The sequence below is a fragment of the Pseudonocardia bannensis genome (genome assembly GCF_012911875.1).
Taxonomy (GTDB): Bacteria; Actinomycetota; Actinomycetes; order Mycobacteriales; family Pseudonocardiaceae; genus Pseudonocardia; species Pseudonocardia bannensis.
The window spans coordinates 31130-55908 of record NZ_JAAXKZ010000006.1; the positions used below are offsets into that span (position 1 = coordinate 31130).

At 72.2% G+C, this 24779-nt stretch carries 18 protein-coding genes and 1 pseudogene; 10 read left to right on the forward strand and 9 right to left on the reverse strand.

From position 1 onward, the window contains the following. Positions 1–21: 21 nt before the first annotated feature. The 4 genes from HF519_RS03020 to HF519_RS03035 all read right to left on the reverse strand — a co-directional run bounded on the left by HF519_RS03020 (position 22) and on the right by HF519_RS03035 (position 5836). A complete protein-coding gene (locus tag HF519_RS03020) occupies positions 22–1221 on the reverse strand; it encodes an ABC transporter substrate-binding protein (protein WP_169410069.1) in 1200 nt (399 codons plus the stop codon). A gap of 69 nt (positions 1222–1290) precedes the next feature. Next, positions 1291–2052, reverse strand: a complete 762-nt coding sequence (locus HF519_RS03025) for an ABC transporter ATP-binding protein (protein WP_169410070.1) — start codon at positions 2050–2052, stop codon at positions 1291–1293. Between the two features lie 176 nt (positions 2053–2228). After that, complete coding sequence (locus HF519_RS03030; RefSeq protein WP_169410071.1) at positions 2229–3860, reverse strand: AMP-binding protein; 1632 nt, start codon at positions 3858–3860, stop codon at positions 2229–2231. Between the two features lie 428 nt (positions 3861–4288). After that, positions 4289–5836 carry a hypothetical protein gene (locus HF519_RS03035; RefSeq protein WP_169410072.1) on the reverse strand — a complete coding sequence of 516 codons (1548 nt, stop codon included), beginning with the start codon at positions 5834–5836 and terminating at the stop codon, positions 4289–4291. 304 nt (positions 5837–6140) lie between these two features. Here HF519_RS03035 and galT point away from each other — a divergent pair, with 304 nt between their 5' ends. The 10 genes and pseudogenes from galT to HF519_RS03085 all read left to right on the forward strand — a co-directional run. Then, the gene (gene galT, locus HF519_RS03040; protein WP_169410073.1) at positions 6141–7250 is read left to right on the forward strand and encodes a galactose-1-phosphate uridylyltransferase; all 1110 of its coding nucleotides are present in this window, start codon (positions 6141–6143) and stop codon (positions 7248–7250) included. Continuing rightward, the gene (gene galK / locus HF519_RS03045) at positions 7247–8479 is read left to right on the forward strand and encodes a galactokinase (protein WP_211169457.1); all 1233 of its coding nucleotides are present in this window, start codon (positions 7247–7249) and stop codon (positions 8477–8479) included. Before galT ends, galK begins: the two co-directional genes overlap by 4 nt. A gap of 73 nt (positions 8480–8552) precedes the next feature. Continuing rightward, positions 8553–9572, forward strand: coding sequence for a LacI family DNA-binding transcriptional regulator (locus HF519_RS03050; RefSeq protein WP_169410074.1), 1020 nt, complete (start codon positions 8553–8555; stop codon positions 9570–9572). Positions 9573–9893: 321 nt separating this feature from the next. Further along, positions 9894–12572 carry a pyruvate dehydrogenase (acetyl-transferring), homodimeric type gene (gene aceE / locus HF519_RS03055; protein ID WP_169410075.1) on the forward strand — a complete coding sequence of 893 codons (2679 nt, stop codon included), beginning with the start codon at positions 9894–9896 and terminating at the stop codon, positions 12570–12572. Between the two features lie 99 nt (positions 12573–12671). Further along, on the forward strand, positions 12672–13964 hold the full coding sequence (locus HF519_RS03060; protein WP_169410076.1) for a 2-oxo acid dehydrogenase subunit E2: 1293 nt from the start codon (positions 12672–12674) through the stop codon (positions 13962–13964). 19 nt (positions 13965–13983) lie between these two features. Further along, positions 13984–16083, forward strand: coding sequence for a dihydrolipoyl dehydrogenase (gene lpdA, locus HF519_RS03065; protein ID WP_169410077.1), 2100 nt, complete (start codon positions 13984–13986; stop codon positions 16081–16083). Positions 16084–16118: 35 nt separating this feature from the next. Then, a complete protein-coding gene (locus HF519_RS03070) occupies positions 16119–17303 on the forward strand; it encodes an acetyl-CoA C-acetyltransferase (protein ID WP_169410078.1) in 1185 nt (394 codons plus the stop codon). 17 nt (positions 17304–17320) lie between these two features. Then, positions 17321–18055: a beta-ketoacyl-ACP reductase gene (locus HF519_RS03075; RefSeq protein ID WP_169410079.1), complete on the forward strand. Its 735-nt coding sequence runs from the start codon at positions 17321–17323 to the stop codon at positions 18053–18055. A gap of 112 nt (positions 18056–18167) precedes the next feature. Continuing rightward, positions 18168–19031 (forward strand): IclR family transcriptional regulator, encoded by an 864-nt coding sequence (locus HF519_RS03080; RefSeq protein WP_169410080.1) that lies wholly within the window; start codon positions 18168–18170, stop codon positions 19029–19031. Then, positions 19028–19744: pseudogene (locus HF519_RS03085) on the forward strand (fructose-bisphosphatase class II); the annotation flags it as partial. The gene HF519_RS03080 and the pseudogene HF519_RS03085, both read left to right, overlap by 4 nt. Positions 19745–19780: 36 nt before the next feature. Here the strand turns inward: HF519_RS03085 and HF519_RS03090 are convergent. The 5 genes from HF519_RS03090 to ptsP form a co-directional block, all read right to left on the reverse strand. Next, entirely contained in the window at positions 19781–20050 is a 270-nt protein-coding gene (locus HF519_RS03090) for an HPr family phosphocarrier protein (protein WP_169410114.1), read from the reverse strand. A 58-nt stretch (positions 20051–20108) separates the two neighbouring features. Continuing rightward, positions 20109–21602 carry a PTS fructose transporter subunit IIC gene (locus HF519_RS03095; protein WP_169410081.1) on the reverse strand — a complete coding sequence of 498 codons (1494 nt, stop codon included), beginning with the start codon at positions 21600–21602 and terminating at the stop codon, positions 20109–20111. Next, positions 21599–22051 carry a PTS sugar transporter subunit IIA gene (locus tag HF519_RS03100; protein ID WP_169410082.1) on the reverse strand — a complete coding sequence of 151 codons (453 nt, stop codon included), beginning with the start codon at positions 22049–22051 and terminating at the stop codon, positions 21599–21601. The genes HF519_RS03095 and HF519_RS03100 overlap by 4 nt, the downstream gene beginning before the upstream one ends. Next, the gene (pfkB, locus tag HF519_RS03105; RefSeq protein WP_169410083.1) at positions 22048–23004 is read right to left on the reverse strand and encodes a 1-phosphofructokinase; all 957 of its coding nucleotides are present in this window, start codon (positions 23002–23004) and stop codon (positions 22048–22050) included. Before pfkB ends, HF519_RS03100 begins: the two co-directional genes overlap by 4 nt. A gap of 63 nt (positions 23005–23067) precedes the next feature. Continuing rightward, positions 23068–24747, reverse strand: a complete 1680-nt coding sequence (ptsP, locus tag HF519_RS03110; protein WP_169410084.1) for a phosphoenolpyruvate--protein phosphotransferase — start codon at positions 24745–24747, stop codon at positions 23068–23070. Positions 24748–24779: the final 32 nt, after the last annotated feature.

A 24779-nucleotide genomic window follows, 5' to 3' on the forward strand; every position in this document is an offset into this window, starting at 1 on the left:
CGCCGGCCCGGGTGGTGGACGTCAGGGCTGCAGCGTCACGAACTTCTCGTCCTCGACGACCGGCCGGGCGGAGCTGACGATCCGCTTGAGGTCGATCGGCTTGCGGATGGTGAGGGTGTCGGTGAAGGTCGCCTCACCCTGCAGCCGCACCGGCAGCGGCGTGCCCTCGCGGAAGACCTGGATGATGTTCTCCCCGGTCACCTCGCGCCCGGACGCGCGCAGCCGCTTGATCGCCTCGGCGTAGAGGAAGACGCTGTCGTGCATGTAGATGCCGTAGGACAGCCCGGGCGCCTCGCGGCCCTTGTCCTGCTTGAACCGCTCGACGATCGCGGCCACGTCGGGGTCCGACGAGCCGACGGAGGCCACGCTCGTGTAGATGATCCCGTCGGCCGCCTGGCCGCTGGCCTGCCGGGCCGCGGCGTCCTCGGCGACACCGGCGTAGGTGGTCACCTGGGCCGCGAGGCCCTGGTCGCGCAGCGCCCGCAGCACGACCGGGCCCTCGTTGGACAGGGTGTGCACGTGCACGGTGTCGGGGTTGGCGGCGGCGATCTTCGCCACCTGCGACGAGGCGTCGACGGCGTCGGGTGCGACGCTCTCGACGGCGACGACCTGGCCGCCGGCCGCCTCGAAGGCCTTCCGGTAGATGTCCTTCGCACCCTGGCCGGTCGCGTTGTCGATGTAGATGATCGCGGCCCGGCGCTTGCCCTCCTTCTCCGCCATGTAGGTGCCCAGCGCCTCGACGTCGAGGGAGGCGAGCGGGAAGAAGTTGGCGAGCGCGCCACTGGCCGCCTCGAGCTCCGGACTGTTCGCGCCGGTGTTCACCACCGCGACGCCGAGGTCCTCGGCCATGGGCGCCATCGCCTTGACCACCGCGCTCCAGGCCGTGACGACCATGGGCGCGTTCTCGACGGAGGCGAGCTTGTTGAGCGCGGCGACGCCGATCTCGGCGGTCGCCTGGGTGTCCTCGGCGACGAGCTCGATCCGGATGCCGTCGGCGGCGTACTGCTGGTTCGCCGCCTCGACGCCGTACTGCATGTACTGCACGAAGTCGTTGCCCAGCGCCCCCTGCCCGCCCGAGAGCGCCATCGCGGCACCGAGCTTGTAGGTCGTCACGCCGTCGACCTCACCCGCGCCGCCCCCGGACCCGCCGCATGCGGTGAGCGCGAGGCAGAGCGCGACGCCGATGCCGGCCAGTCTGTGCTTGCGTAGAGCAGACTTCACCCGTCTTCTCCTTGCTGAAAGGTCAGAGAACTGACCTGCCGACGATTTCTTCGGACAGTTGCTGCAGACTCAGAAAAGCCCCGACCAGTCCTGCTCGTGCATTTCCTCGGGCGTCCCGTCGAATGCAGGAGCGCCGAGCTTGATCACGTACACCCGATCTGCGTGCACCAAGGTGCGCCGAATGTCCTGCTCGACCAGCAGCACGCTCGTCCCCAGCTCGCGGTTGATCTGCTTCACGGCGGCGAGCACCTCGTCCACGAGCAGCGGAGCAAGCCCGGTCGACGGCTCGTCGAGCAGCACCAGCCGCGGCTTGGCCATCAGCGCCATGGCGATGGCCAGCATCTGGCGCTGCCCGCCGCTCAGCGATCCGGCCCGGGCCCGGGGGCGCTCGGTGAGCAGTGGGAACAGCCCGAGCACGAAGTCGCGGACCTCACCGGCCGCGGACCGGCCGCGGGTGCCCACCGAGCCGGCCAGGGCCAGGTTCTCCGCGATGCTCAGCGACGGGAACACCCCATGACCCTGCGGGACCAGCGCGATCCCCGAGGCGATGATCGCGGCGGCCGACTGGCCGGTCAGGTCGGCACCGCCGAACAGCACCCGCCCCGAACGCGGCTGGACCAACCCGACGATCGAGCGCAGGAGGGTGGTCTTGCCCGCGCCGTTGTGCCCGAGCAGGGCCACGAACTCACCCTGGCCCACGCGCAACGACACCCCGTCGAGGACCACGTGCTTGCCGTAGCCGGCGCAGAGCCCGCTGATGTCCAGCAGCGCCCGCGGCGAGTCGGCAGGCGTGCCGCCGTCGACCCGCGGCGACGTCTCGGTGCCGGTCATCCGATCGACCCGGATCGCTTGCCCCGCGCATTCCCCGGGCAGGGGAAATGGGTTTCGCCGACGACGTTCACACGAGCTCCTCGTCGCTGAGGGAATGAATTCGAGTCTTGCGAACTGACCGGACAGTATACCGACCGGAAGAAGTGGTCAAGAAGCCGTTGGAGAACTCCTTCGGACTATCCGGACACAGCGGCGCCCAGACGTGCGGCGAGCGCATCGCGCAACTCCCGCTTCTTCACCTTGCCGCTGGCCGTTCTCGGGAAGTCCTGGATGAAGACGACGTGGCGGGGCACCTTGTAGTAGGCCAGGTGCTCGCGGCAGTAGGTTCGGACGGCGTCCTCGTCGAGATCACTGCCGGGCCGCAGGTGCACGGCCGCCAGCACCTCCTCGCCGTACTTCGGGTCGGGCACGCCGACGACCTGGGCCTCGACCACGTCGGGCAACCGGTGCAGCACGTCCTCGATCTCCCGGGGATAGATGTTCTCCCCGCCCCGGCACACCATGTCCTTGAGCCGCCCGACGATCTGGACGTACCCCCCGGCGTCGATGGTCGCCAGGTCGCCGGTGTGCAGCCAGCCGTCGGCGTCGATCGCGGTCGCCGTCTGCTCGGCATCCTCCCAGTAGCCGGCCATCCTGCTGTAACCCCGGACCACGAGTTCGCCCACCTCGCCGCAGCGTGCCGTCCGCCCCTCGGCGTCCACCACCCGGGCCTCGAGGTGGGGAAGGGGCCGCCCGACGGTCCCGTAGCGCCGCTCGAGCGGGTCGTCGACGCGCGTCTGCGTCGTCAACGACGTCAACTCGCTCATCCCGAAGCCGACCGTGAGCTCGGACATCCCCATGCGATGAGCCACCGCCTGCACCACGTCCTGCGGGCACGGCGACCCGCCCATGATCCCGGTGCGCAGGCTGGACAGGTCGAAGGAGTCGAAGTCCGGGTGGGCGAGCTCGGCGATGAACATCGTGGGCACGCCGTGCAGGGCCGTGCACCGCTCCCGCTCGACCGTGGCCAGCACCGCCGCCGCGTCGAAGCCGGGCGCGCTGATGACGATCGCGGCCCCGTGCGTCGTACAGGCCAGGTTGCTCGCGACGATGCCGAAGGCGTGGAAGAACGGCAGGCACACGCACAGCCGGTCGCGCTCGGTGAGCCGCAGCCCCCGGCCCGCCGACAGGCCGTTGTTGAGTGCGGACCGGTGCGTGATCATGGCCCCCTTCGGCGCCCCGGTGGTGCCGCTCGTGTACTGCAGGCAGAACACGTCGTCCGGGGCCACCGCCGCCTTCGCGGCGGTCAGCCGGGACTCCTCGACCCGGCGCCCGGCCTCGAGGAACTCGGCCCACCCGCCGCTGTCGAACAGGACCGCGCCCCCCTGCCAGCCCGCCCGGCCCGCCTCCGCGAGCATCCGGCCGTAGTCGCTGTCGCGATGGCTCCGGGCGGCCAGCACCACGCTCACGGCGGCGTGGCGCAGGACGTGGTCCAGCTCGGCCTGCTGGTACGCCGGGTTGACCCCGACGAGGACGGCACCGATCGCGGCCGTCGCGTACTGGGTGACGACCGACTCCGCCCGGTTCGCCGTCCAGACCGCGACCCGGTCACCGTGCCCGACGCCCGCGGCGAGCAGGGCCCGTGCCAGCCCGTCCACCTCGGACAGGAACGCGGGGTAGTCCAGCCGCACCCCCCGCGCCACATCGACGACCGCCTCCGCGTGCGGGTACCGGGCAGCCGTCCGCGCCAGGTTCTCCCCGATGGTCTCGTCGAGCAGCGGGACCGACCCGTCCCCGGCCGCGTACGCAAGCGACACCCCGACCTCCATGGCCTCGGCGGATCGACGATCGCCGTCGGTAGACTGACTGGACAGTATCCGAGAAGCTCGACCAAATCGAGATCTTGACGCCCAGCGTGGCCGGCGCTAATGGAGATGTTTCGGGGGCGAACGCGTCGTCAGCCGGCGCGGGCCGTCACCAGGCCTGCGCTCGCAGCGATCACCACGAGAGGGACGAGCCGCCGCACGGTCCGTCCGCGGCGATGGCGGTCCGGCTACCCGACTCGTGGCCGTGCTCGTCGAGTCCGGCCGGTGGGGACTCGTGGCGGTCCTGGGCCACCGCGAGGGTCGCAGGGGCTCGGCCGGGCACGCGTCGTGCATCTGCCGCCCGAGACCGTCGATCGGGCGCCGTGGGTGGTCGGCGCGATCAGGACACCGGACGGCGGTCCGGCGATGGGGCCGCAGGTACGGCCGCCCGATCAGATGCCGGACTCGGACCACCAGGGGCCGGGCTCGCTCGCAGCCGCCTGCGGCGGTTCGGGGTCCGCGGCGCGGTGCCGCCCCTGCCGCAGGCCCCGCTGGTACGTCGCGAGTCGGTCGCGTACGCGGTCCGGCACGCGCTCGCCCGGACCGGGCGGGGCGGAATCCGCCGTTGCGAGCGGCGGCGCGACGAGTTGGCCGCCCGGGCGGCGGCGCGGGAGACCGCTCGCCGTCGTCAGCTCCGGATCCGGCTGGGCGGCCCGGGCTTGCGCAGCTCGCCACTCCGCGTCGCTGGGCGAGTCCCAGTCGACCGGCTTCGCCGACCTGGATCCCTGCTCCGGCGAACCGTTCCCGTCGGACGGCTCGTTCCGGAACCAGGCCGAGGCGACGGCTTCGAAGATCGGAGTGGACATGAGATCGTCCGCCGGCTCGCGTCCCTGGTCCTGCAACGGCCCGAACAGCTCGTCGGCCCCCAGGGACGCCACCGGCTGTGCTCCGGGGTCGACCGGCTCGCCCAGCTCCACCGGCTCGCGCAAGGCCGCCGGGTCCCGCAGCCCCGCGGGCTTGCCCAGTCCGACCGGCTCGCCCAGTCCGACCGGCTCGCCCAGCCCCACCGGATCACGCAGACCCGTCGGGCCACGCAGACCCGCCGGCTCGCCCAGCCCCACCGGCTCGCCCAGCCCCACCGGATCACGCAAGGCCGCCGGGTCGCCGGGAGCCGGGCGCGGCGCGTCGTTGCGACCGTCGGTTCCCGGAAGTGCGGACGGCAGGTCCCGCAGCCCGGGCTGCGGCAGGGCCGGCTCGGCCTCGACGCCGCTGATGAGCGCCGGCGGGCAGTGCAGGATCGCGACCGAACCCGAGTCGGCGCCGGGATGCGGGCGCCGCAGCCGGATCGCCGTGCCGGAGCGCTGAGCGAGCCGATCGGCGATCGCCGATCCCGGATGCGGCCGGTGCCGCCGCGGCGCACCGGACCCGTCGGCGAGGACCTCGACGGACAGCCCGCCATCGGCCTCCGTGCGGCTCACGACGTCGATCCGGGAACCCGGCCGGGACGCCGACGTCGCGTGGTCCAGCACCTCGGCGAGCAGATGCAGCAGCTCGACGGCCGCGCGGGGCAGGAGGGAGGCCGACGGTGCGGGCAGCACCACGATGCGACGCGGATCATCGGACACGGACACGGCTTCGTGCAGCACGTCGAGAAGGCCCCGCGGGGCGCCGTTTCGCGAGCCCGGGTCCACGCCGCACAGCATCAGCAGACTCTCGCTGTTGCGGCGCATCCGGCGGGTCGCGTCGAGCAGCTCGGACAGGCCGGCCGCATACTCGCCACGCTGCTCGTCGGCGTGCATCCGGCCGAGCCGCCGCACGTGCTGCTCGAGCTGGCTCTGCAGCCGCCTCGCCACGCTGACCAGCGGGTCCTCGCCGTCGTGCGGCGGCCGCGGGGCCACCAGGGCCGGCCGGCCGCTGTCCGTGGGGTCCTGCCGGGCCCATCCGTGGCCTGTAGCGCTCGTCGAGCGTTCGACCTCGGGGAGGAAGGTCCTCTCACCCACCAGTCGATCCTCCAGAACAGGTTGTGCCGATCGCCGTGCGCCTGCGCGTTCGCGATCACTAGGGCCGTGCTCGGTGTCTAGCCGGCGACAGTACCTTCTAGTGGCCGCCGTCGGGCCAGTGCTCCCACCGGGTGTGCGTGGAAGCTCCCGTTCCGTGCGGTGGGCGGCCGGACGGGCCCGACGCGGCCGGATCGCCGCGATCGTTGCCCTGGGTCGACGTCTCGTCGCACTCTGTTCACGTAAGGCACCGGACGGCGACTCCCCCGGACCGCTCGACTCCTCTCCCGCGTCCTGTGGAGGCACGATGACGAAGCCCCCGACCACCGCGAGGGCGGCTGCCGCACCCCCGTGCACCTCCGGCCGGCTGGCGGACGGCCGGGAGATCGTCTTCTACGACGAGAGTCCCCGCGCCCGGCGGGTGATCGCGGACACCCGGGACCTGCCGCCCGTGACCGGGCACTCGGAGATCCGCTACGACCCGCTGCTCGACGAGTGGGTCGCGCTGGCCGCGCACCGGCAGGCCCGGACCTTCCTTCCCCCGGCCGACCGGTGCCCGCTGTGCCCGTCCGGGCCCGGGCGGGCGACCGAGATCCCCGCACCCGACTACGACGTCGTCGTGTTCGAGAACCGCTTCCCCGCCTTCGGCGGTGAGCTCGGCCGGTGCGAGGTGGTCTGCTTCTCCAGCGACCACACCACATCGTTCAGCCGCCTGTCCCCCGAACGGGTCCGGCTGATCGTCGACGTGTGGGCCGACCGCACGGTTCGGCTGGCCGCGCACACCGGCGTCGAGCAGGTGTTCTGCTTCGAGAACCGCGGCGCGGAGATCGGGGTGACGCTGGACCACCCGCACGGCCAGATCTACGGCTACCCCTTCCTCACCCCCCGCACGCGGCGCCAGCTCGACTCGGCCCACCGCCACCGCGACCGCACCGGGCGCAACCTGTTCGCCGACGTGCTGGCCGCCGAGCGCGACGCCGCTGTCCGGGTCGTCGCGGAGACGGCGCACTGGACCGCGTTCGTGCCCACGGCGGCACGCTGGCCCGTGGAGGTCCACCTCTATCCGCACCGGGGTGCCCCCGACCTGCCCGCCCTCACCTCCGACGAGCGCGACGACCTCGCCACGCTGTACCTCGACCTGCTCGCCCGGCTCGACGCCCTGCACGGCGACGCGGCCGGCCCGCTGCCCTACATGGCGTGCTGGCATCAGGCGCCCGTGCACACCGACCGCGACCTCGCCCGGCTGCACCTGGAGATCTTCTCCGTCCGCCGGGCCCCGGGCCGGCTCAAGTATCTCGCCGGGTCCGAGTCCGGGATGGGCGTGTTCATCAACGACACCCTGCCCGAGCAGGTCGCCGCCCGGCTCCGCGAGATCGGCCCGACGGCGGCGCGCGACGCACCCAGGTCCGCGCCATGACCGGCGGCCGGCGACTGATCACCGGCCCGGGTCCGGACGACAGGGCAGCCGGGCGCTGCGCCGCCGCCTTCGCCCGCATGGTCGGCCGCGACCCGGCGGGGGTGTGGGCCGCGCCCGGGCGGGTCAACCTCATCGGCGAGCACACCGACTACAACGACGGCTACGTCCTCCCCCTCGCCCTGGACCGTCGCGCCCTGGTCGCCGCCGCGCCCGCATCCGGGCCCGGCTCCACCGTGCGCTCCCTGCAGCAGGATCCCGAGCCCGTCCGGTTCAGCGCTGCGACCGTCTCCCCCGGGGACGTCGGCGGCTGGGGCGCCTACGTCGCCGGCGTCGTGTGGTCCCTGCGCACCGCCGGGCATCCGGTTCGCGACCTCGACCTGGTCCTCGACAGCGACGTCCCCATCGGCGCCGGGCTGTCCTCGTCGGCGGCCGTGGAGTGCGCGGTCGCGGTCGCGCTGGCCGATCTGACCGCGGCTGCCCCGGCGGCTCCGACCGCGACTCCGACGGCTGCTCCGGCGGGGCGGCCCGACCGCACCGAGCTCGCCCGGCTCGCCCAACGCGCCGAGAACCGGTTCGTCGGCGCGCCCACCGGGGTCATGGACCAGATGGCCGCGCTGCACGGCCGCGCGGGGACGCTGGTCTTCCTGGACACCCGCACCATGGCCGTCGAGCACGTCCCGCTCGACCTCGCCGCCCGTGGCCTGGCGCTGCTGGTCGTCGACACCCGCGCCCCGCACACCCTCGTCGACGGGCAGTACGCCGCCCGGCGCGCGGACTGCACCGCCGCTGCCGCGGATCTCGGCGTCGCCGCCCTGCGCGACGCCGTACCCGCCGACCTCGACCGCATCCGCGACCCCCGCCGGCGCCGCCGCGCCCGCCACGTCGTCACCGAGAACGCCCGCGTCCTCGACGTCGTGGCCACGCTGCGGGCCGGCATCGATCCGCGCGCCATCGGGCCGGTGCTGACCGCCTCCCACCTCTCGCTGCGCGAGGACTTCGAGGTCACCGTCGCGCACCTCGACGTCGCCGTGGACGCGGCGCTGGCCGCCGGCGCCCACGGGGCCCGCATGACCGGCGGAGGCTTCGGGGGCTGCGTCATCGCCCTCGTCGACGCCCCGGACACCGGCGCCGTCGCCACGGCCGTCGCCGGGGCGTTCTCCGATCGCGGCTTCGCCGCACCGCAGACGTTCACCGCGGTGCCCTCCCCCGGCGCCGGTCGGTGTCGCTGACCGCCGATCGCACGGTTCGGCGCGGTGGGGGGCCGCTGCCGGCGGGGCGTGGCAGTCTGGACCGGTGCCCCGTGTGACGTTGACCGAGGTCGCGCGACGGGCCGAGGTGTCACCGACCACCGCGTCGTTCGTCCTGAACGGCCGGCTCGACATGCGGATCTCCGAGGACGCCCGGCAGCGGGTGCTGCGGGCCGCGCACGAGTTGGGTTATCGGCCGAACCTCGTCTCCCGCGGCCTGCGCACCAAGATCACGCATACCGTGGCGCTCGTGTCCGACACCATCGCCACGGAGCCGTACGCGGGCGAGATCGTGCACGGCAGCCTCGCCGCCGCCGTGGCGCGGGAGCATCTGCTGTACGTGGGTGAGACCGAGGACGACCCGGAGGTCGAGGCGCGGCTCATCGAGCACTTCCTCGACCGCCAGGTCGACGGCTTCGTCTACGCCACGATGTTCACCCGGGGCGCGCGGGTGCCGAAACGGATCCAGGACCATCCGCTGGTGCTGCTGAACTGCACCGCGGACGGCCTGGCCGCGCCCAGCGTCCTTCCCCACGAGCGCGAGGCCGGGCGCTCCGCGGCGACAGCGCTGCTCGACGCCGGTCACCGGGAGGGCATCTACCTCGTGGGCGAGCAGGTTCCGGGCGTCTTCGCGGCGTCCGAACGCCACGCGGGGATCAACGAGGTCCTGCACGCACGCGGCGCAGACCTCGCCGGTCTCCTCCCGTGCAGGTGGTGGCCGGAGTCCGGCTTCGAGGCCGTCAGCGAGTTCCTGCGAAGCGGGCGTCGGCCGCGCGCGCTGATCTGCTACAACGACCGCATCGCGCTGGGCGCCTACCAGGCGCTGCAGGAGGCCGGCCTCGGCGTCCCCACCGACACATCGGTCGTCTCCTTCGACGACTCCGACCTCGCGTCGTGGCTGCGGCCCAAGCTCACCAGCGTGGCCCTGCCGCACTACGAGATGGGCCGGATCGCGGTCGAGCTGCTGCTGTCCAGGAGCCGCGGCGGCCACGACGGCGACGGCGGGGGCTACAAGGTGGTGTGGGTGCCGATGCCGCTGCGGGAGCGCGCGTCGGTCGGGCCGCCATCCCGCTGAGCGGAAAGGTCCCGGCGCGGATGCACCCGTCATCCGACGAACGGAGCAGGTCACAGGACCGGCGGGCGCAAGACCGGCCATGACGTGGCGGAGAGTGACAATCTCCCATTGCCCGCCACCTGCGGGTCTGGCAGCCTGCTTTCGGCGAACAGTCAAGCCCCTGTCCAGCAGCGAGGCTTCACCTCCGGGGCCTCCGGGGCAACCGGGCGGCTCTGGTCGCTCCCACTCATTCGGATCACCGCGCAAGTTGGCTCCAGGAGCGAAGCTAAAACGTGTTAGCGCGCCACGGGGCCAGTCCCGCGGGACGTCCTAGGAGCGCCGATGCTCGAAGACCTGGACCCGCTGGAGACCCGCGAATGGCTTGACGCTCTCGACTCCGTCGTGGAGTTCGACGGCGCCGACCGAGCCTCGTTCCTGCTCGAGGAGCTGATGCGCGAGGCCCGCCGGGTCGGTGCGCCCGTCCCCTACTCGGCCTCGACGCCGTACCTCAACACGATCCCCCCGGGACGCGAGCCGCCGCAGCCCGGTGACCGGGAGATCGAACACCGGATCCGGTCGATGATCCGGTGGAACGCGGTGGCGACCGTGCTGCGCGCGAACAAGGAGTCCTCGGAGCTCGGCGGGCACATCGCCAGCTTCCAGTCCGCGGCGACGCTCTACGACGTGGGCTTCGAACACTTCTGGCACGCGCCGGGCGAGGACCACGGTGGGGACCTGGTGTTCGTGCAGGGGCACTGCTCGCCGGGCATCTACGCGCGGGCGTTCCTCGAGGGCCGGATCACCGAGGAACAGTTGCTGAACTTCCGCCAGGAGGTCGGAGGCGGCGGCCTGTCGTCCTACCCGCACCCGTGGCTGATGCCGGAGTTCTGGCAGTTTCCCACGGTGTCGATGGGGCTGAGCCCGTTGATGGCGATCTACCAGGCGCGGTTCCTGAAGTATCTGCACGCCCGCGGGCTGGCCGACACCGCGCCGCGGCACGTGTGGGCCTTCCTGGGCGACGGCGAGATGGACGAGCCGGAGTCATTGGGCGCGATCTCGCTGGCCGGCAGGGAGAAGCTGGACAACCTGATCTTCGTGGTGAACTGCAACCTGCAGCGCCTGGACGGTCCGGTCCGCGGCAACGGAAAGATCATCCAGGAGCTGGAGGGAGTGTTCCGGGGCGCGGGCTGGAACGTGATCAAGGTGATCTGGGGATCCGGGTGGGATCCGCTGATCGCCGCGGACAAGACCGGTCTGCTGCTCAAGCGGATGGAGGAGTGCGTCGACGGGGAGTACCAGGACTTCAAGTCCAAGAACGGCGCCTACGTCCGCCAGCACTTCTTCGGTCGCTACCCCGAGCTGCTGGACCTCGTCGCGGACATGTCCGACGACGACATCTGGGCGCTGACCCGCGGCGGCCACGACCCGCAGAAGGTCTACGCCGCCTACGCCGCCGCCGTCGAACACACCGGCCGGCCCACCGTCATCCTGGCCAAGACGGTCAAGGGCTACGGAATGGGCGAGGCCGGCGAGGGCCAGAACATCACCCACCAGCAGAAGAAGATGGGCGTCGACGTCCTGCGCGCCTTCCGGGACCGCTTCGGGCTCGACATCCCGGACGACCAGGTCGCCGAGGTGCCGTTCCTGCGGCTGCCCGAGGAGAGCAGGGAACTCGCCTACCTGCGACAACGCCGCGCAGAGCTGGGTGGCGCCCTGCCGGCGCGCCGCGGACGCTCGTCCGAGACGCTGCCCGTGCCGGAGCTGACGGCGTTCGACGCCCAGCTCAAGGGCACCGGGGAACGGGAGATCTCCACGACGATGGCGTTCGTGCGGATCCTGACGACGCTGCTGCGGGACAAGCAGATCGGCAAGCGCGTGGTGCCGATCGTGCCCGACGAGTCCCGCACGTTCGGCATGGAGGGCCTGTTCCGCCAGTTCGGCATCTTCTCCCAGGTCGGGCAGCTCTACCAGCCCGAGGACGCCAACCAGCTCATGTACTACAAGGAGGACCGCAACGGCCAACTGCTGCAGGAGGGGATCAACGAGGCCGGTGCGATGTCGTCCTGGATCGCCGCGGCCACGTCCTACAGCACGAACGACACCCCGATGATCCCGTTCTACATCTACTACTCGATCTTCGGATTCCAGCGGATCGGCGACCTCGCGTGGGCGGCCGGGGACATGCGCGCCCGCGGGTTCCTCGTCGGCGGCACCGCCGGGCGCACGACGCTCAACGGCGAGGGCCTGCAACACGAGGACGGGCACAGCCACCTGCTCGCGGCGACCATCCCGAACTGCGTCTCCTACGACCCGACCTTCGCCTACGAGGTGGCGGTGATCGTCCAGGACGGGCTGCGGCGGATGTACGCCGAGCAGGAGGACGTCTTCTACTACCTCACCGTCATGAACGAGAACTACCGGCATCCGCCCATGCCGGAGGACCCGACCATCCGGGAGGACCTCGTCAAGGGCCTCTACCTGTTCCGCGAGGGGCGGGCGGCGGAGGAGGGCCGGGAGCCGGCACCGCGGGTGCAGCTCATGGGCAGCGGCACCATTCTCCGCGAGGTGATCGCGGCCGCCGACCTGCTGGAGCAGGACTTCGGCGTCGTGGCGGACGTCTGGAGCGCGCCGAGCTTCACCGAACTGGGCCGCGACGGGATGTCCGTCGAGCGGTGGAACATGCTGCACCCCGGCGAGGAACGCAGGCAGAGCCACGTCGAGCACTGCCTGGCGGACCGCCCGGAGGGCCCGGTGGTCGCGGCCACCGACTACATCCGCGCCTACGCCGAGCAGATCCGGCCCTACGTGCCCCGCTCCTACACGGTCCTGGGCACCGACGGCTTCGGCCGCTCGGACTATCGCCGCGCCCTGCGCGAACACTTCGAGGTCGACCGGCGCTTCGTCGCCGTGGCGGCGCTGTCCGCGCTCGCGCGGGACGGGGCGATCCCGGCGAGCACGGTGGCCGAGGCGATCGGGCGCTACGGGATCGATCCCGGCAAGCCCGAACCGGCGCGCGCCTGAGTCGCGCGTCCCCGACCGACACCCGCCCCCCTGCCGCGGCCCGGGCCGTGACAGAGGCCGACGACCAGCAGGATCCCTGGGGCAAGAGGGGAAGAGCACATGTCAGACGCGACCGAGGTCAAGGTCCCCGACATCGGCGGCTTCAGCGATGTGCCGATCATCGAGGTGCACGTCAACCCCGGTGACCAGGTCAACGCCGAGGATCCGCTGGTCACCCTCGAGTCGGACAAGGCGACCATGGACGTGCCCGCCCCGGCGGCCGGGTCGGTGCTCGACGTGCTGGTCAAGGTCGGCGACCAGGTGAGCGAGGGCGCGCCGATCCTGCTGCTCGCGCCGGGCGACGGCGCGCTGGTCCCGCCCCCGTCCCTGGTCGAGCAGCAGGAACCGGCGCCGGCAGCGCCCGCGCCGACGATGACCGCCCCGACGCCCGGCCCGGTCCCGGCGCCCGCCGCCGGCGTGGTCGCCGACGCGCTCGGTGTCCATGCGGGGCCGAGTGTGCGCCGGATGGCCCGGGAGTTCGGCATCGACCTCGCTGCGGTCACCGGCACCGGTCCGAAGGGCCGGGTCACCAAGGACGACCTGCTGAGCCACGTTCGCGGCCCCGCCACACCCCCGGCTCCCGCCGCGACCACCCCGGCGGGAGCCGGGATCCCCGAGATCCCGGCCCAGGACTTCGCCGAGTTCGGACCCGTCACGATCCGGCCGCTGTCGCGGATCAAGAAGGTCTCCGGGCCGTTCCTGCACCGCTCCTGGCTGAACATCCCGCACGTGACGCACAACGACGAAGCCGACATCACCGAGCTCGACCGCTACCGCAAGGAGCTGGACACCGCGGCGAAGGCCGCCACGGACGGCGCAGGCTACCGGGTCACCCTGCTCGCCTTCCTCGTCAAGGCCGTGGTGTCGGCGCTGAAGAAGTTCCCGGAGTTCAACAGCTCGCTGACGCCGGAGAAGGACGCCCTGATCCTGAAGGACTACTACAACATCGGCATCGCGGTGGACACCCCTGACGGGCTCGTCGTGCCGGTGGTCTCCGACGCCGACCGCAAGGGGATCATCGAGCTGTCCCGGGAGTTCGGGGTCATCTCGGCGAAGGCCCGCGACGGCAAGCTCTCCCCGGCCGACATGTCCGGGGGCACGTTCACCATCTCCAGCCTGGGCGGTATCGGCGGCACCAGCTTCACCCCGATCGTCAACGCGCCCGAGGTCGCGATCCTCGGCGTCGTCCGGTCGCGGACCGCGCCGGTGTGGAACGGATCGGAGTTCACGCCGCGGCTGATGCTGCCGCTCTCGCTGTCCTACGACCACCGCGTCATCGACGGTGCGCTGGCTGCCCGCTTCACCCGGCACCTGGGCCACCTGCTCGAGGACGACCGTCGCCTCCTCCTCTGACCACGCCGGGAGCTCAACGATGAGTGCGCAGGAGATCCAGGTTCCCGACATCGGCGACTTCGCCGACGTGCCGATCATCGAGATCCACGTCAGGCCCGGAGACACGGTGGCCGCGGAGGACCCGCTGCTGACCCTGGAGTCGGACAAGGCCACCCTGGACGTGCCCGCCCCGTTCGCGGGCACGATCACCGAGCTGCGGGTCGGCGTCGGCGACACCGTGTCCCGGGGCACCGTGATCGCGGCGGTGGACGCCGCCGGCCCCCCGGGCACCCCACCGAAGGAGCGGATCCGGGAGGACGCCGCGCCCGCCACGACCGGGCCCGCGGACTACGGCTCGCCCAGCGGGGTGTACGAGCGCATCGACGTCGACGTTCCCGACATCGGCGGCTTCGCCGACGTGCCGGTGATCGAGGTGCACGTCGCGGCCGGCGACCGGGTGGCGGCCGAGGATCCGCTGATCACCCTGGAGTCGGACAAGGCGACGATGGACGTGCCGTCCCCGGCGACCGGCACCATCGAGGAGGTGACGGTCGCCGTCGGCGACACGGTGTCCCAGGGGCACGTCATCGCGCATCTGCGGACCCGGGACATCGCGCCGGGCGCAGCGGCACCGCCGCCTGCGGCGGCTGCGGCGGCCGTCGCGCCGGCCCCGAGGCCGCCGGCCGTCGAGCGCGGCGACGTGCACGCCGAGGTCCTGGTGCTCGGTGCCGGACCGGGCGGGTACACGGCCGCCTTCCGCGCCGCCGACCTGGGGAAATCGGTCGTCCTGGTCGACCGGTGGCCCACCCTGGGCGGGGTGTGCCTCAACGTGGGCTGTATCCCGTCCAAGGCGTTGCTGCACGCGGCCAAGGTCATCGCCGAGACCAGGGAGATGGCCGAGCACGGCCTCTCGTTCACCGGGCCGGCCATCGACGTCGACCGGCTCCGCGGCTGGAAGGACGGCGTCGTCTCGCGGCTGACCGGTGGGCTGGCCGGGCTGGCCCGCCAGCGCAAGGTCACGACCGTGCAGGGTGCCGGGCGGTTCATGTCGATGAACCAGCTCGAGGCGACCGCCGACGACGGCTCCACGAAGGTCGTCAGCTTCGACCAGGCGATCATCGCCGCCGGTTCGGAGCCGATCACGCTGCCCTTCGTGCCGCACGACGATCCGCGCGTCATCGACTCCACCGGTGCGCTCGCCCTCGACGGCATACCGGAGCGGCTGCTCGTGCTCGGCGGCGGGATCATCGGCCTGGAGATGGCCACGGTGTACTCCGAGATCGGCTCGGCGGTCACCGTCGTGGAGCTGATGGACCAGTTGATCCCCGGGGCTGACAAGGACATCGTCGCGCCACTCACCAAGCGGATCACCGAGCGGTACGAGAACATCTATCTCAAGACGAAGGTCACCGCCGTCGAGGCCCGTCCGGACGGGCTGCTCGTCACCTTCGACGGGAGCGCAGGGAGCTCCAGCGCAGGGAGCTCCAAGGCCCCGCAGACCGACGTGTTCGACCGGCTGCTGGTCTCGGTCGGCCGACGGCCCAACGGGCGGGAGATCGGGGCGGAGAACGCGGGCGTCCTGGTCGACGACCGCGGTTTCATCCGGGTCGACAAGCAGCAGCGCACCAACGTGCCGCACATCTTCGCCATCGGCGACGTCGTCGGTCAGCCGATGCTCGCGCACAAGGCGGTGCACGAGGGCAAGGTCGCCGCCGAGGTCACCGCGGGGCGCAACAGCTACTTCGACGCGAAGGCCATCCCGTCGGTGGCCTACACGGATCCGGAGGTCGCCTGGGCCGGCATCACCGAGAACGAGGCGAAGGCCGCCGGCGTCAAGTACGGCAAGGGCGTGTTCCCCTGGGCCGCCAGTGGCCGGTCCCTGTCGCTGGGCCGCGACGAGGGCATGACGAAGATCCTGTTCGACGAGACCACGGAACGGATCATCGGCTGCGGCATCGTCGGCCCGTCGGCCGGCGACCTGATCTCGGAAGCGGCGCTCGCGATCGAGATGGGCGCCGACGCGGCCGACATCGGCCTGACGGTCCACCCGCATCCGACGCTGTCGGAGACCATCGGGATGGCCGCCGAGGCCTTCGAGGGCACGCTCACCGACCTCTACATGCCGAAGAAGAAGACGTAATCCCCCAGTCAGCAAAACTGCAAGGGAGAACTCCCATGCCAGGATCTGTGATCGTCGGCGGTGCGCGGACACCGATCGGAAAGCTCGGCGGCTCGCTGAAGGACTTCTCCGCGGTCGACCTGGGCGGTGTCGCCATCGCGGCGGCGCTGGACAAGGCCGGGATCTCCGGCGACCAGGTCGACTACGTGATCATGGGACACGTCATCCAGGCCGGCGCCGGGCAGATCACCGCCCGGCAGGCCGCGGTCAAGGGCGGGATCCCGATGACGGTGCCCGGGCTCACCGTCAACAAGGTGTGCCTCTCGGGGCTCAACGCGATCGCGATGGCCGACCAGCTCATCGGCTACGGCGAGTTCGACGTGGTCGTCGCCGGCGGTATGGAGTCCATGACCGGCGGCCCGTACCTGCTGCCCGGGGCACGAGCGGGGCTGCGCTACGGCAACTCCGAGATCGTCGACTCCACCGCCCACGACGCGTTGTTCTGCTCGTTCGACCAGCTCGGCATGGGCGCCGCCACCGACTACTACAACAAGGCCCGCAACATCAGCCGCGAGGATCAGGACGAGTACTCCGCGTCCTCGCACGACCGGGCCACCACCGCGCGCAAGAACGGCCTGTTCGACGACGAGATCGTGCCGGTGAGGGTGCCGCAGCGCCGCGGAGAGCCGCTGCCGGTCACCGAGGACGAGGGGGTGCGGCCGGGCACCACGGCGGAGAGCCTGGGCAGGCTGCGCCCGGCCTTCGCCGCCGACGGCACCGTGACCGCCGGATCGGCCTCCCAGATCTCCGACGGTGCCGCGGCCGTCGTCGTGATGAGCCGGGCCAAGGCCGAGGAGCTCGGCGCGCCGGTGCTGGCCGAGATCGGGGCGCACGGTGTCGTGGCCGGCCCGGATCCCTCGCTGCTGTCCCAGCCGTCCAACGCGATCGCCAAGGCCCTGGGCAAGGAGGGCCGCACACCGGCCGACATGGACCTGTTCGAGATCAACGAGGCGTTCGCCTCGGTCGCCCTCCAGTCGATGCGCGACCTCGACATCGACCCGTCGGTGGTCAACGTCAACGGCGGCGCCATCGCCATGGGCCACCCGGTCGGGGCATCGGGGGCCCGGATCGCCCTGCACCTCGCGCTGGAGCTGGGCCGGCGCGGCGGCGGGATCGGCGCGGCCGGCCTGTGCGGCGGCGGCGGCCAGGGCGAGGCCCTCGTCCTGCGCGTCCCGGCCTGAACGGAAGGAGAACGATCATGGCAGACATGACGGGCCAGGTCGCGCTGGTCACCGGCGGCATCCGCGGGATCGGCGCGGCCATCAGCGAGCGGCTGGCCGACCGCGGGGTCACCGTCGCCGCGGGCTACTCGCGGGACAAGGAGGCCGCGGACCGCTTCCACGAGTCGCACCCGGGTTCCAGCGTGCACCAGGGCAACATCGGGTCGAACGAGGACTGCGAGCGGGTCATCGGCGAGGTCCTCGACCAGCACGGACGCCTCGACATCCTGGTCAACAATGCCGGCATCACCGCGGACAAGACCGTCCGCAAGATGACACCCGACGACTGGGACCGCGTCGTGCAGGTCAACCTGTCCGGGGCGTTCTACCTGATCCGTGCCGTGCTGCAGCACATGCTCGACCGCGGCTCCGGGCGGATCGTCAACATCTCCTCGATCATCGGCGAGTCCGGGAACATCGGCCAGGCCAACTACGCCGCGGCCAAGGCCGGTCTGTTCGGTCTCACCATGAGCCTCGCCCAGGAGACCGCCCGCAAGGGGATCACGGTCAACTCCGTCGCCCCCGGCTACATCTCCACCGAGATGGTCGCCGCGGTCCCGAAGGAGGCCCTGGACAAGGTCGTGGCCAAGATCCCCGTCGGCCGGCTCGGTGAGGCCGGCGAGGTCGCCCGGGTCGTCGAGTTCCTCGCCGATCCGGACTCGGCCTTCATCACCGGCCAGATCTACTCCGTCAACGGCGGCCAGTACATGTGAGCACCGTCGCCGGGCGGGGCCAGCGCCCCCGGCGACGCCGGCCGTCCCGTCACCGATGCCCGAACAGGCCCCGCCTCCCGCCCCCGGGAGAGCGGAGAGAAGGAAACGACACATGACCGAAGAGTCAGCAGCCTCGGGCAGAACGGTCATCAGCAAGGCAGCAGCGATCCTGATGACCTTCCTCGACGACGGCTACGTACACACCCTGACCGAGATCGCCGCCGCGACCGGCCTGCCGCTGTCCACCGCACACCGGCTGGCCCGCGAGCTCGTCGCGTGGCGGATCCTGGACCGCACCGAGGACGGGGACTACCGGGTGGGCCTGCCGCTGCGCCTCATCGGGTCGGTCGGCGGACCCGGCTCCACCATCGAGGAGCGGGCCCCGCTGATCCTGCAGGACCTGTCCTACGCGACGGGTGCCGAGGTCCGGCTCGGCGTCCTGCGCGACCGCGCGGTCGCCTACATCGAGAAGCTGCCCGGGCGCCGGCCGGTGTCGGCGTTCTCCAGCGGCGCCGTCCTCCCGGCCCACGCGACGGCGATGGGGAAGGCGTTGCTCGCGTTCTCCCCTCCCGAGTACGTGGAGATGGTCGTCAAGCGCGGCCTGACGTCCTACACGCGGTACACGCTGACCGCACCGGACCGGTTCCGCCGCGCGCTCGCGATGACGCGGCTGAGCCGGCTGGCGGTGTCCCGCTGGGAGTTGCGGCTGGACCACAGCGGCCTCGCGGTGCCGGTCTTCGGCCCCGGCGGGCAGGTGGCGGCCGCGCTCGAGGTGCGGGTGGAGGATCCGGCCGCGGAGCTACCGACGATCCGGCCCGCCCTCACGATCGCCGGCCGGAGCCTGACCCGCGAGCTGTCCGCAACACAGGGGGTGCGTCCGCGCGAGCCGGGCGTCCACCGCGTCCGCCCGCCGGGCGGCAACGTCCGCAGCCTGCGCCCGATGGACGGCGCCGTGAGAGGAAGTGGCCGATCATGACCAGCACGCCGGAGCTGGTATTCGTCGGCCTCGACCGCAACCTCGCCCTGGACCTCGTGCGGGCCACCGAGGCCGCGGCGATCGCCGCGTCCCGCCATCTGGGGCGCGGGGACAAGGAGAAGGTCGACCAAGCGGCGGTCGACGCGATGCGGCCGGTGCTGGCCACCATCGCGATGCCGGGCACCGTCGTCATCGGGGAGGGCGAGAAGGACGAGGCGCCCATGCTCTACAACGGCGAGCTGGTGGGCGACGGGACCGGCCCCGAGGTGATTCTCGCGGTCGACCCGGTCGACGGAACCACCCTCACCGCGAAGAGCCTGCCGAACGCGCTGGCGATCGTCGCGGTCGCCGAGCGCAACACGATGTTCGATCCGGGGCCGTGCGTGTACATGGAGAAGCTTGCCGTCGGCCCCGACCTCGCTGGGGTGATCGACTTCGAAGCGCCGATCGAGACCAATCTCGACCGCATCGCGAACGCCCGCGGCGTCACGGTGCCCGACCTGACCGTGTGCATCCTCGATCGCCCCCGTCACGAGGAGGAGCTGGTCAAACGGGTCCGGGATGCGGGTGCCCGGATCAAGTTCCTGCTCGACGGCGACGTCGCCGGGGCGATCATGGCGGCCCAGCCGGGTACCGGCGTGGACCTGCTGGTGGGCATCGTTGGCACGCCCGGGGCGGGACCGGGCGGACCCGGCACGGGTCGGACGTGGCCGGGACCGCGGGTCGATGCCGGGGTCTGGGGACCTTCCTCAGACCTTGTCGAGGTCGGTCGACAGCAGTTCCGTGAGCTCGTCGAGAGCTGCGTCGGCACCGTCCCCCTCGGCGGCGAGGACGACCTCCTCGCCGCTGCGGACGTCGAGGCCGAGCACGAACAGCACGCTCCGGGCGTCGACCGCGTCCCCGCCGACCTTGGCGATGGTGACCTTGACCGGCTGTCTCGCCGCGGCCTGGACGAACAGTGTGGCCGGGCGGGCGTGCAGACCGACGGAGGAGGCTACGGCGACCTTGCGTTCAGGCATGGGTGTCCTTCCAACTGGTGGGCGGGCCCGCGGGCCCGCCCACGACGGATGATGCTCCTCAGGCGGTGGCGGCCGCGGTCGCGGCGGTCTCCACCTGCTCCGACCGCTGACGGTGGAAGCTCTTGAGCGCGATGACCGAGACCGTCGTCACCACCGTGCCGATGGCGATCGCCAGCAGGTAGAGGAACGGGTTACCGATCAGCGGGACCACGAAGATCCCACCGTGGGGCGCCCGCAGCGTGCAGCCGAACGCCATGCTCAGCGCGCCGGCCGTGGCCGAGCCGAGCATCAGCGACGGGATCACCCGGAGCGGGTCGCCGGCGGCGAAGGGGATCGCCCCCTCGGTGATGAACGACGCCCCGAGGACCCACGCCGCCTTGCCGTTCTCCTGCTCCACGTGGGTGAACAGTCGCTTGCGCAGGACGGTCGCCAGCGCAAGCCCGAGCGGCGGCGTCATGCCCGCGGCCATCACCGCGGCCATGATCTGCAGGCTCGTCTCGGTCCCGGTGGTCAGCCCGGCCACCGCGAACGCATAGGCGGTCTTGTTGACCGGGCCGCCCATGTCGAAGCCCATCATCAGGCCGAGCAGGACCCCCAGGAGCACCCGGTTCGTGCCGGACAGCCCGTTCAGCCAGTCGGTCAGGGCCGTGGTGAGCGCGCCCAGCGGCGGACCCAGCACCATGAACATGACGAACCCGACGATCGCCGTCGAGACCAGCGGGATGACGACCACCGGCATGATGCCGGCAACGGCGCGCGGCACCTTCCACCGCTTGATCAGCAGCACCACCGCACCGGACAGCAGGCCGGCCGCCAGACCGCCGAGGAACCCGGCCGGCGCGTGCGGGGACGGTACCTGGGTGGCGATGTAGCCGCCGACGATGCCGGGGACCAGCGCGGGCCGATCGGCCATCGCGAACGCGATGAACCCGGACAGGATCGGGACCAGGAAGCTGAAGGCCGCGACACCGATCTGGAACATCAACGCGGCCCAGGACTGCAGGCTGCCCCAGTTGAACTGCTCGGTGACCTTCGGCGCGTCGTTGATCTCGTAGCCACCCAGGGCGAATCCCAGCGCGATGAGCAGCCCGCCCGCCGCCACGAACGGGATCACATAGCTGACGCCCGTCATCAGCCACTGCCGGAGCTTCGAGCCGAAGCCCGCACCCTCGGTCACCTTGGTCTGTGGGGCGGGAGGCGCACCCCCATCCCCGGCACCGGCCGCAGCCGCACCCGCGGGCACGCCCGTCCGGGCGGCCTCCCTGGCCTCCTCGAGCATCTCCTTGGCCCCGCTGATGGCCCGCTTGACCCCGCTCTGCACCAACGGCTTGCCGGCGAACCGCTCACGGTCACGCACCTCGACGTCGGCGGCGAAGATCACCGCGTCGGCGGCGGCGATGGTCTCGGGCGACAACGGTTCCGACCCCGCCGAACCCTGCGTCTCGACCGACATCTCGTCACCGGAGTCGACCGCCGCCTGCTCCAGCGCCTCGGCCGCCATATAGGTGTGCGCGATCCCGGTCGGGCAGGACGTCACAGCGACGAACTTCATGATGGCGCCACCTCTTTCTGGATGAACGCGGCGGCCTCCCCGGGGTCGCCGATCGACCGCAGCGTGTCCTTGAAGTCCTGGCGGACGAGTTTGCGTGCGAGCGAGGCGAGGATCTTCATGTGCGACGCGTCGCCCCCCTCGGGCGCCGCGATCAGGAAGATCAGGTCGGCCGGGCCGTCCGGGGCACCGAAATCGATACCGGCGGCCGAGCGCCCGAACGCCAGGCTCGGCTCGGTGACGTGGGCGGAGCGGCAGTGCGGGATGCCGATGCCGCCCTCGATCCCGGTCGGCATCTGCGACTCCCTGGTGGCGATGTCGGCCAGGAATCCGTCCAGGTCGGTGACCCGCTGCGCGTCGAGCAGCCGCTGGGCGAGGGAACGTGCGGCGGCCTGCCGGTCACCGGCGTCGAGTTCGAGGTCGACGAAGTCGGCGGTGATGACGTCGGTCATGACGGGGTGCCTCCCAGGTGACGATCGAGATCCAGGTTGTCGGTGACCACGACGGCGGCCGCGTCGAGATCCGCGGGCCGCGGCATGACGCTGCCGGGCAGCGATACCGCCGCCGTGCCGTATGCGAGCGCCGTGACCAGCGCCGGCCGGCCGCGCCCGCCGCCGGCGAGGAAGCCGGCCAGCGTCGCGTCCCCCGCCCCGACGGTGCTGCGCACCCGGACCGGGGGTGCCCAGCCGTGCAGCACCTCGTCGGGCCCGGCGAGCAGCGCACCGTCGGCGCCCAGGCTCACCAGCACCGTGCCCACGCCGCGTTTGCGTACCTCGGCCGCGGCGTCGACGACGTCGCCGAGGCGGCGCAGCGGACGCCCGACCAACTCGGCGAGCTCCTCGGCGTTGGGCTTGACGAGGTCCGGGCCGGCGTCGACGGCCGCATCGAACGGCGCCCCGCTGGCGTCGACGCAGACCTGCGCGCTGTTGTTGCCGGCCTCGCGCACCACGGTGACGAGTTCGGCGTAGAAACCGGTGCCGACACCGCGCGGCAGGCTACCGGCCGCGACCACCCACGCCGCGTGCTCGGCGACCGCGACCACCCGACGTTCGATCGCCTCGATCTCGTCACGGCTGAGCTCGGGGCCCGACTCGTTGAGCTTGGTCGTGGTCCCGTCCGGCTCGACGATGGTGATATTGCTGCGCAGCGCACCGGCGATCGGGACCTGGACGACCTGCACGCCGACCGGGGCGAGCAGCGCGCTGAGCTGGCTGCCCTCGGCGCCTCCGGACGGGAGGACCGCGACCGTCGCGACGTTGCCCGCGGCGAGTGCCCGCGAGACGTTCACGCCCTTTCCGCCCGGGTCCACCCGGCCGCCGACGGCCCGGATCACCTCACCCCGGCGCAATTCATCGATCTCCACGGTCCGGTCCAGGCTGGGATTCGGAGTGAGCGTCACAATCATGAGCCACCTCGCCGAAATGGATCGCGCCGTCGCCGGGGAATTGCTCGGACGGTGCCGAGCTATTCAGAGGCCGAGTTCTGCGAGCTGTGGCAGTTCTTCGCGTACGCGGGCCTTCGCCCGCTGTGCGTCCACCGCGTCGAGAGCGAGTCCGGCGAGGCGGGCGCATTCGTCGAAGGTCACCGTCTTCAGCAGTTCCCCGACTTCGCTGATGACCCTGGCCGACATCGACAGGCTCACCACACCGAGCCCGACCAGCACGACGGCGAGCACGGGGTCGGACGCGGCCTCACCGCAGACCCCGACGGACTTGCCCGTCTCGGCGCCCGCCTGCCCGGTGAGCTGGATGAGGCGCAGCAGGGCCGGTTGCCAGGGATCGTTGAGCTCGGCCAGCGGGCCCGCCATGCGATCGGCCGCGAGGGTGTACTGCGCGAGGTCGTTGGTGCCGATGCTGGCGAAGTCGGCGACGTCGAGGATCTGCCGGGCGCACAGGGCCGCGGCGGGGACCTCCACCATGACTCCGGCGGCGCGCAGTCCGTGCGACCGGACCCGGTCGGCGAACCAGGCCGCCTCGGAGGGCAGCGCGATCATCGGCGCCATCACCCAGACCTCCGCCGAGGTGCGCTGCGCCGCACCGGCGGCGGCGACGAGCTGGCGGTCGAGGATGTCGGGCCGGTCGAAGGCCACGCGCAGACCGCGCACGCCCAGCGCGGGGTTCGGCTCCTCACCCTGGTCGAGGAACGCCAGCGGCTTGTCCGCACCGGCGTCGAGGGTGCGCAGCACGACCTTGCGGCGCGGGAAGGCGCCGAAGACCTCCGCGTAGGACGCCTCCTGTTCGGCGACCGTCGGCTCGGTCGACGCGTCCAGGAACAGGAACTCGGTGCGGAACAGCCCGACCCCCTCGGCGCCTGCGTCCGCCGCCGCCCGGGCGCTGGCCGGGTCCCCCACGTTGGCCAGCAGCAGCACGCGGCGACCGTCCGCGGTCGCGCCCTCGCCGCGCCACACGTGCTGGGCTCCCCGGCGCGCCGCCATGCGTTTCTCGGCGTCCAGGGTCGCCGCGTCGTTCGGGGCCGGGTCCAGCGTGCCCAGGCCGCCGTCGAGGACGACCGTCGTGCCCTCGTTCAGGCTCAGCGCACCGGGACAGGCCACCACGGCGGGCACTCCGAGCGTGCGGGCGAGGATCGCGGTGTGGCTGGTCGGGCCGCCCTCGGTGGTGACGAAGCCGAGGACCTTGTCGGGGTCCACCGTCGCCGTGTCGGCCGGGGCCAGGTCATGGGCGGCGAGGATGAACGGGTGGCCCGGATCCGGGATGCCGGGGACGGGGATCCCGAGCACCGCCGCGACGATTCGGTCCCGGACGTCCTCGATGTCCGCCACGCGGGCCCCGATGTACCCGCCGGCGGCGGCGAGCATGTCCCGGAACGTGTTGGCCGCCTCGAAGACCGCGCGCGCCGCCGTGAGCCCGCGGTCGGTGACGCCGCTCTCCGCGAGGTCGAGCAGGCCCGGGTCCTCCGCCATGTAGGACGTGGCCTCGAGCACCGCCTTCGTCTCGGCCTCGGCCTTCTCGGCGCGCGCACGCAGCTCGGTGCCGACGGCCTCCATCGCGGGCCGGATCCTGGCCCGCTCGGCGTCCCGGTCGACGGGCTCCGGGGAGACCGCCGCGGGTTCGGGAACGGGTTCCGCCATGCGGACGAGCGGCCCCACCGCCACCCCGGGACACACTCCGATGCCGGTCAGCAGTGACACGGTGACCTCGGCTCCCCGGACGGGTCGGCACC

Coding starts and splice junctions, on each gene's coding strand:
- HF519_RS03025 (WP_169410070.1), bottom strand. CDS start 2,052: ATGACCGGCACCGAGACGTCGCCGCGGGTCGACGGCGGCACGCCTGCC.
- HF519_RS03030 (WP_169410071.1), bottom strand. CDS start 3,860: ATGGAGGTCGGGGTGTCGCTTGCGTACGCGGCCGGGGACGGGTCGGTC.
- galT (WP_169410073.1), top strand. CDS start 6,141: ATGACGAAGCCCCCGACCACCGCGAGGGCGGCTGCCGCACCCCCGTGC.
- galK (WP_211169457.1), top strand. CDS start 7,247: ATGACCGGCGGCCGGCGACTGATCACCGGCCCGGGTCCGGACGACAGG.
- aceE (WP_169410075.1), top strand. CDS start 9,894: ATGCTCGAAGACCTGGACCCGCTGGAGACCCGCGAATGGCTTGACGCT.
- HF519_RS03060 (WP_169410076.1), top strand. CDS start 12,672: ATGTCAGACGCGACCGAGGTCAAGGTCCCCGACATCGGCGGCTTCAGC.
- lpdA (WP_169410077.1), top strand. CDS start 13,984: ATGAGTGCGCAGGAGATCCAGGTTCCCGACATCGGCGACTTCGCCGAC.
- HF519_RS03070 (WP_169410078.1), top strand. CDS start 16,119: ATGCCAGGATCTGTGATCGTCGGCGGTGCGCGGACACCGATCGGAAAG.
- HF519_RS03075 (WP_169410079.1), top strand. CDS start 17,321: ATGGCAGACATGACGGGCCAGGTCGCGCTGGTCACCGGCGGCATCCGC.
- HF519_RS03080 (WP_169410080.1), top strand. CDS start 18,168: ATGACCGAAGAGTCAGCAGCCTCGGGCAGAACGGTCATCAGCAAGGCA.
- HF519_RS03090 (WP_169410114.1), bottom strand. CDS start 20,050: ATGCCTGAACGCAAGGTCGCCGTAGCCTCCTCCGTCGGTCTGCACGCC.
- HF519_RS03095 (WP_169410081.1), bottom strand. CDS start 21,602: ATGAAGTTCGTCGCTGTGACGTCCTGCCCGACCGGGATCGCGCACACC.
- HF519_RS03100 (WP_169410082.1), bottom strand. CDS start 22,051: ATGACCGACGTCATCACCGCCGACTTCGTCGACCTCGAACTCGACGCC.
- pfkB (WP_169410083.1), bottom strand. CDS start 23,004: ATGATTGTGACGCTCACTCCGAATCCCAGCCTGGACCGGACCGTGGAG.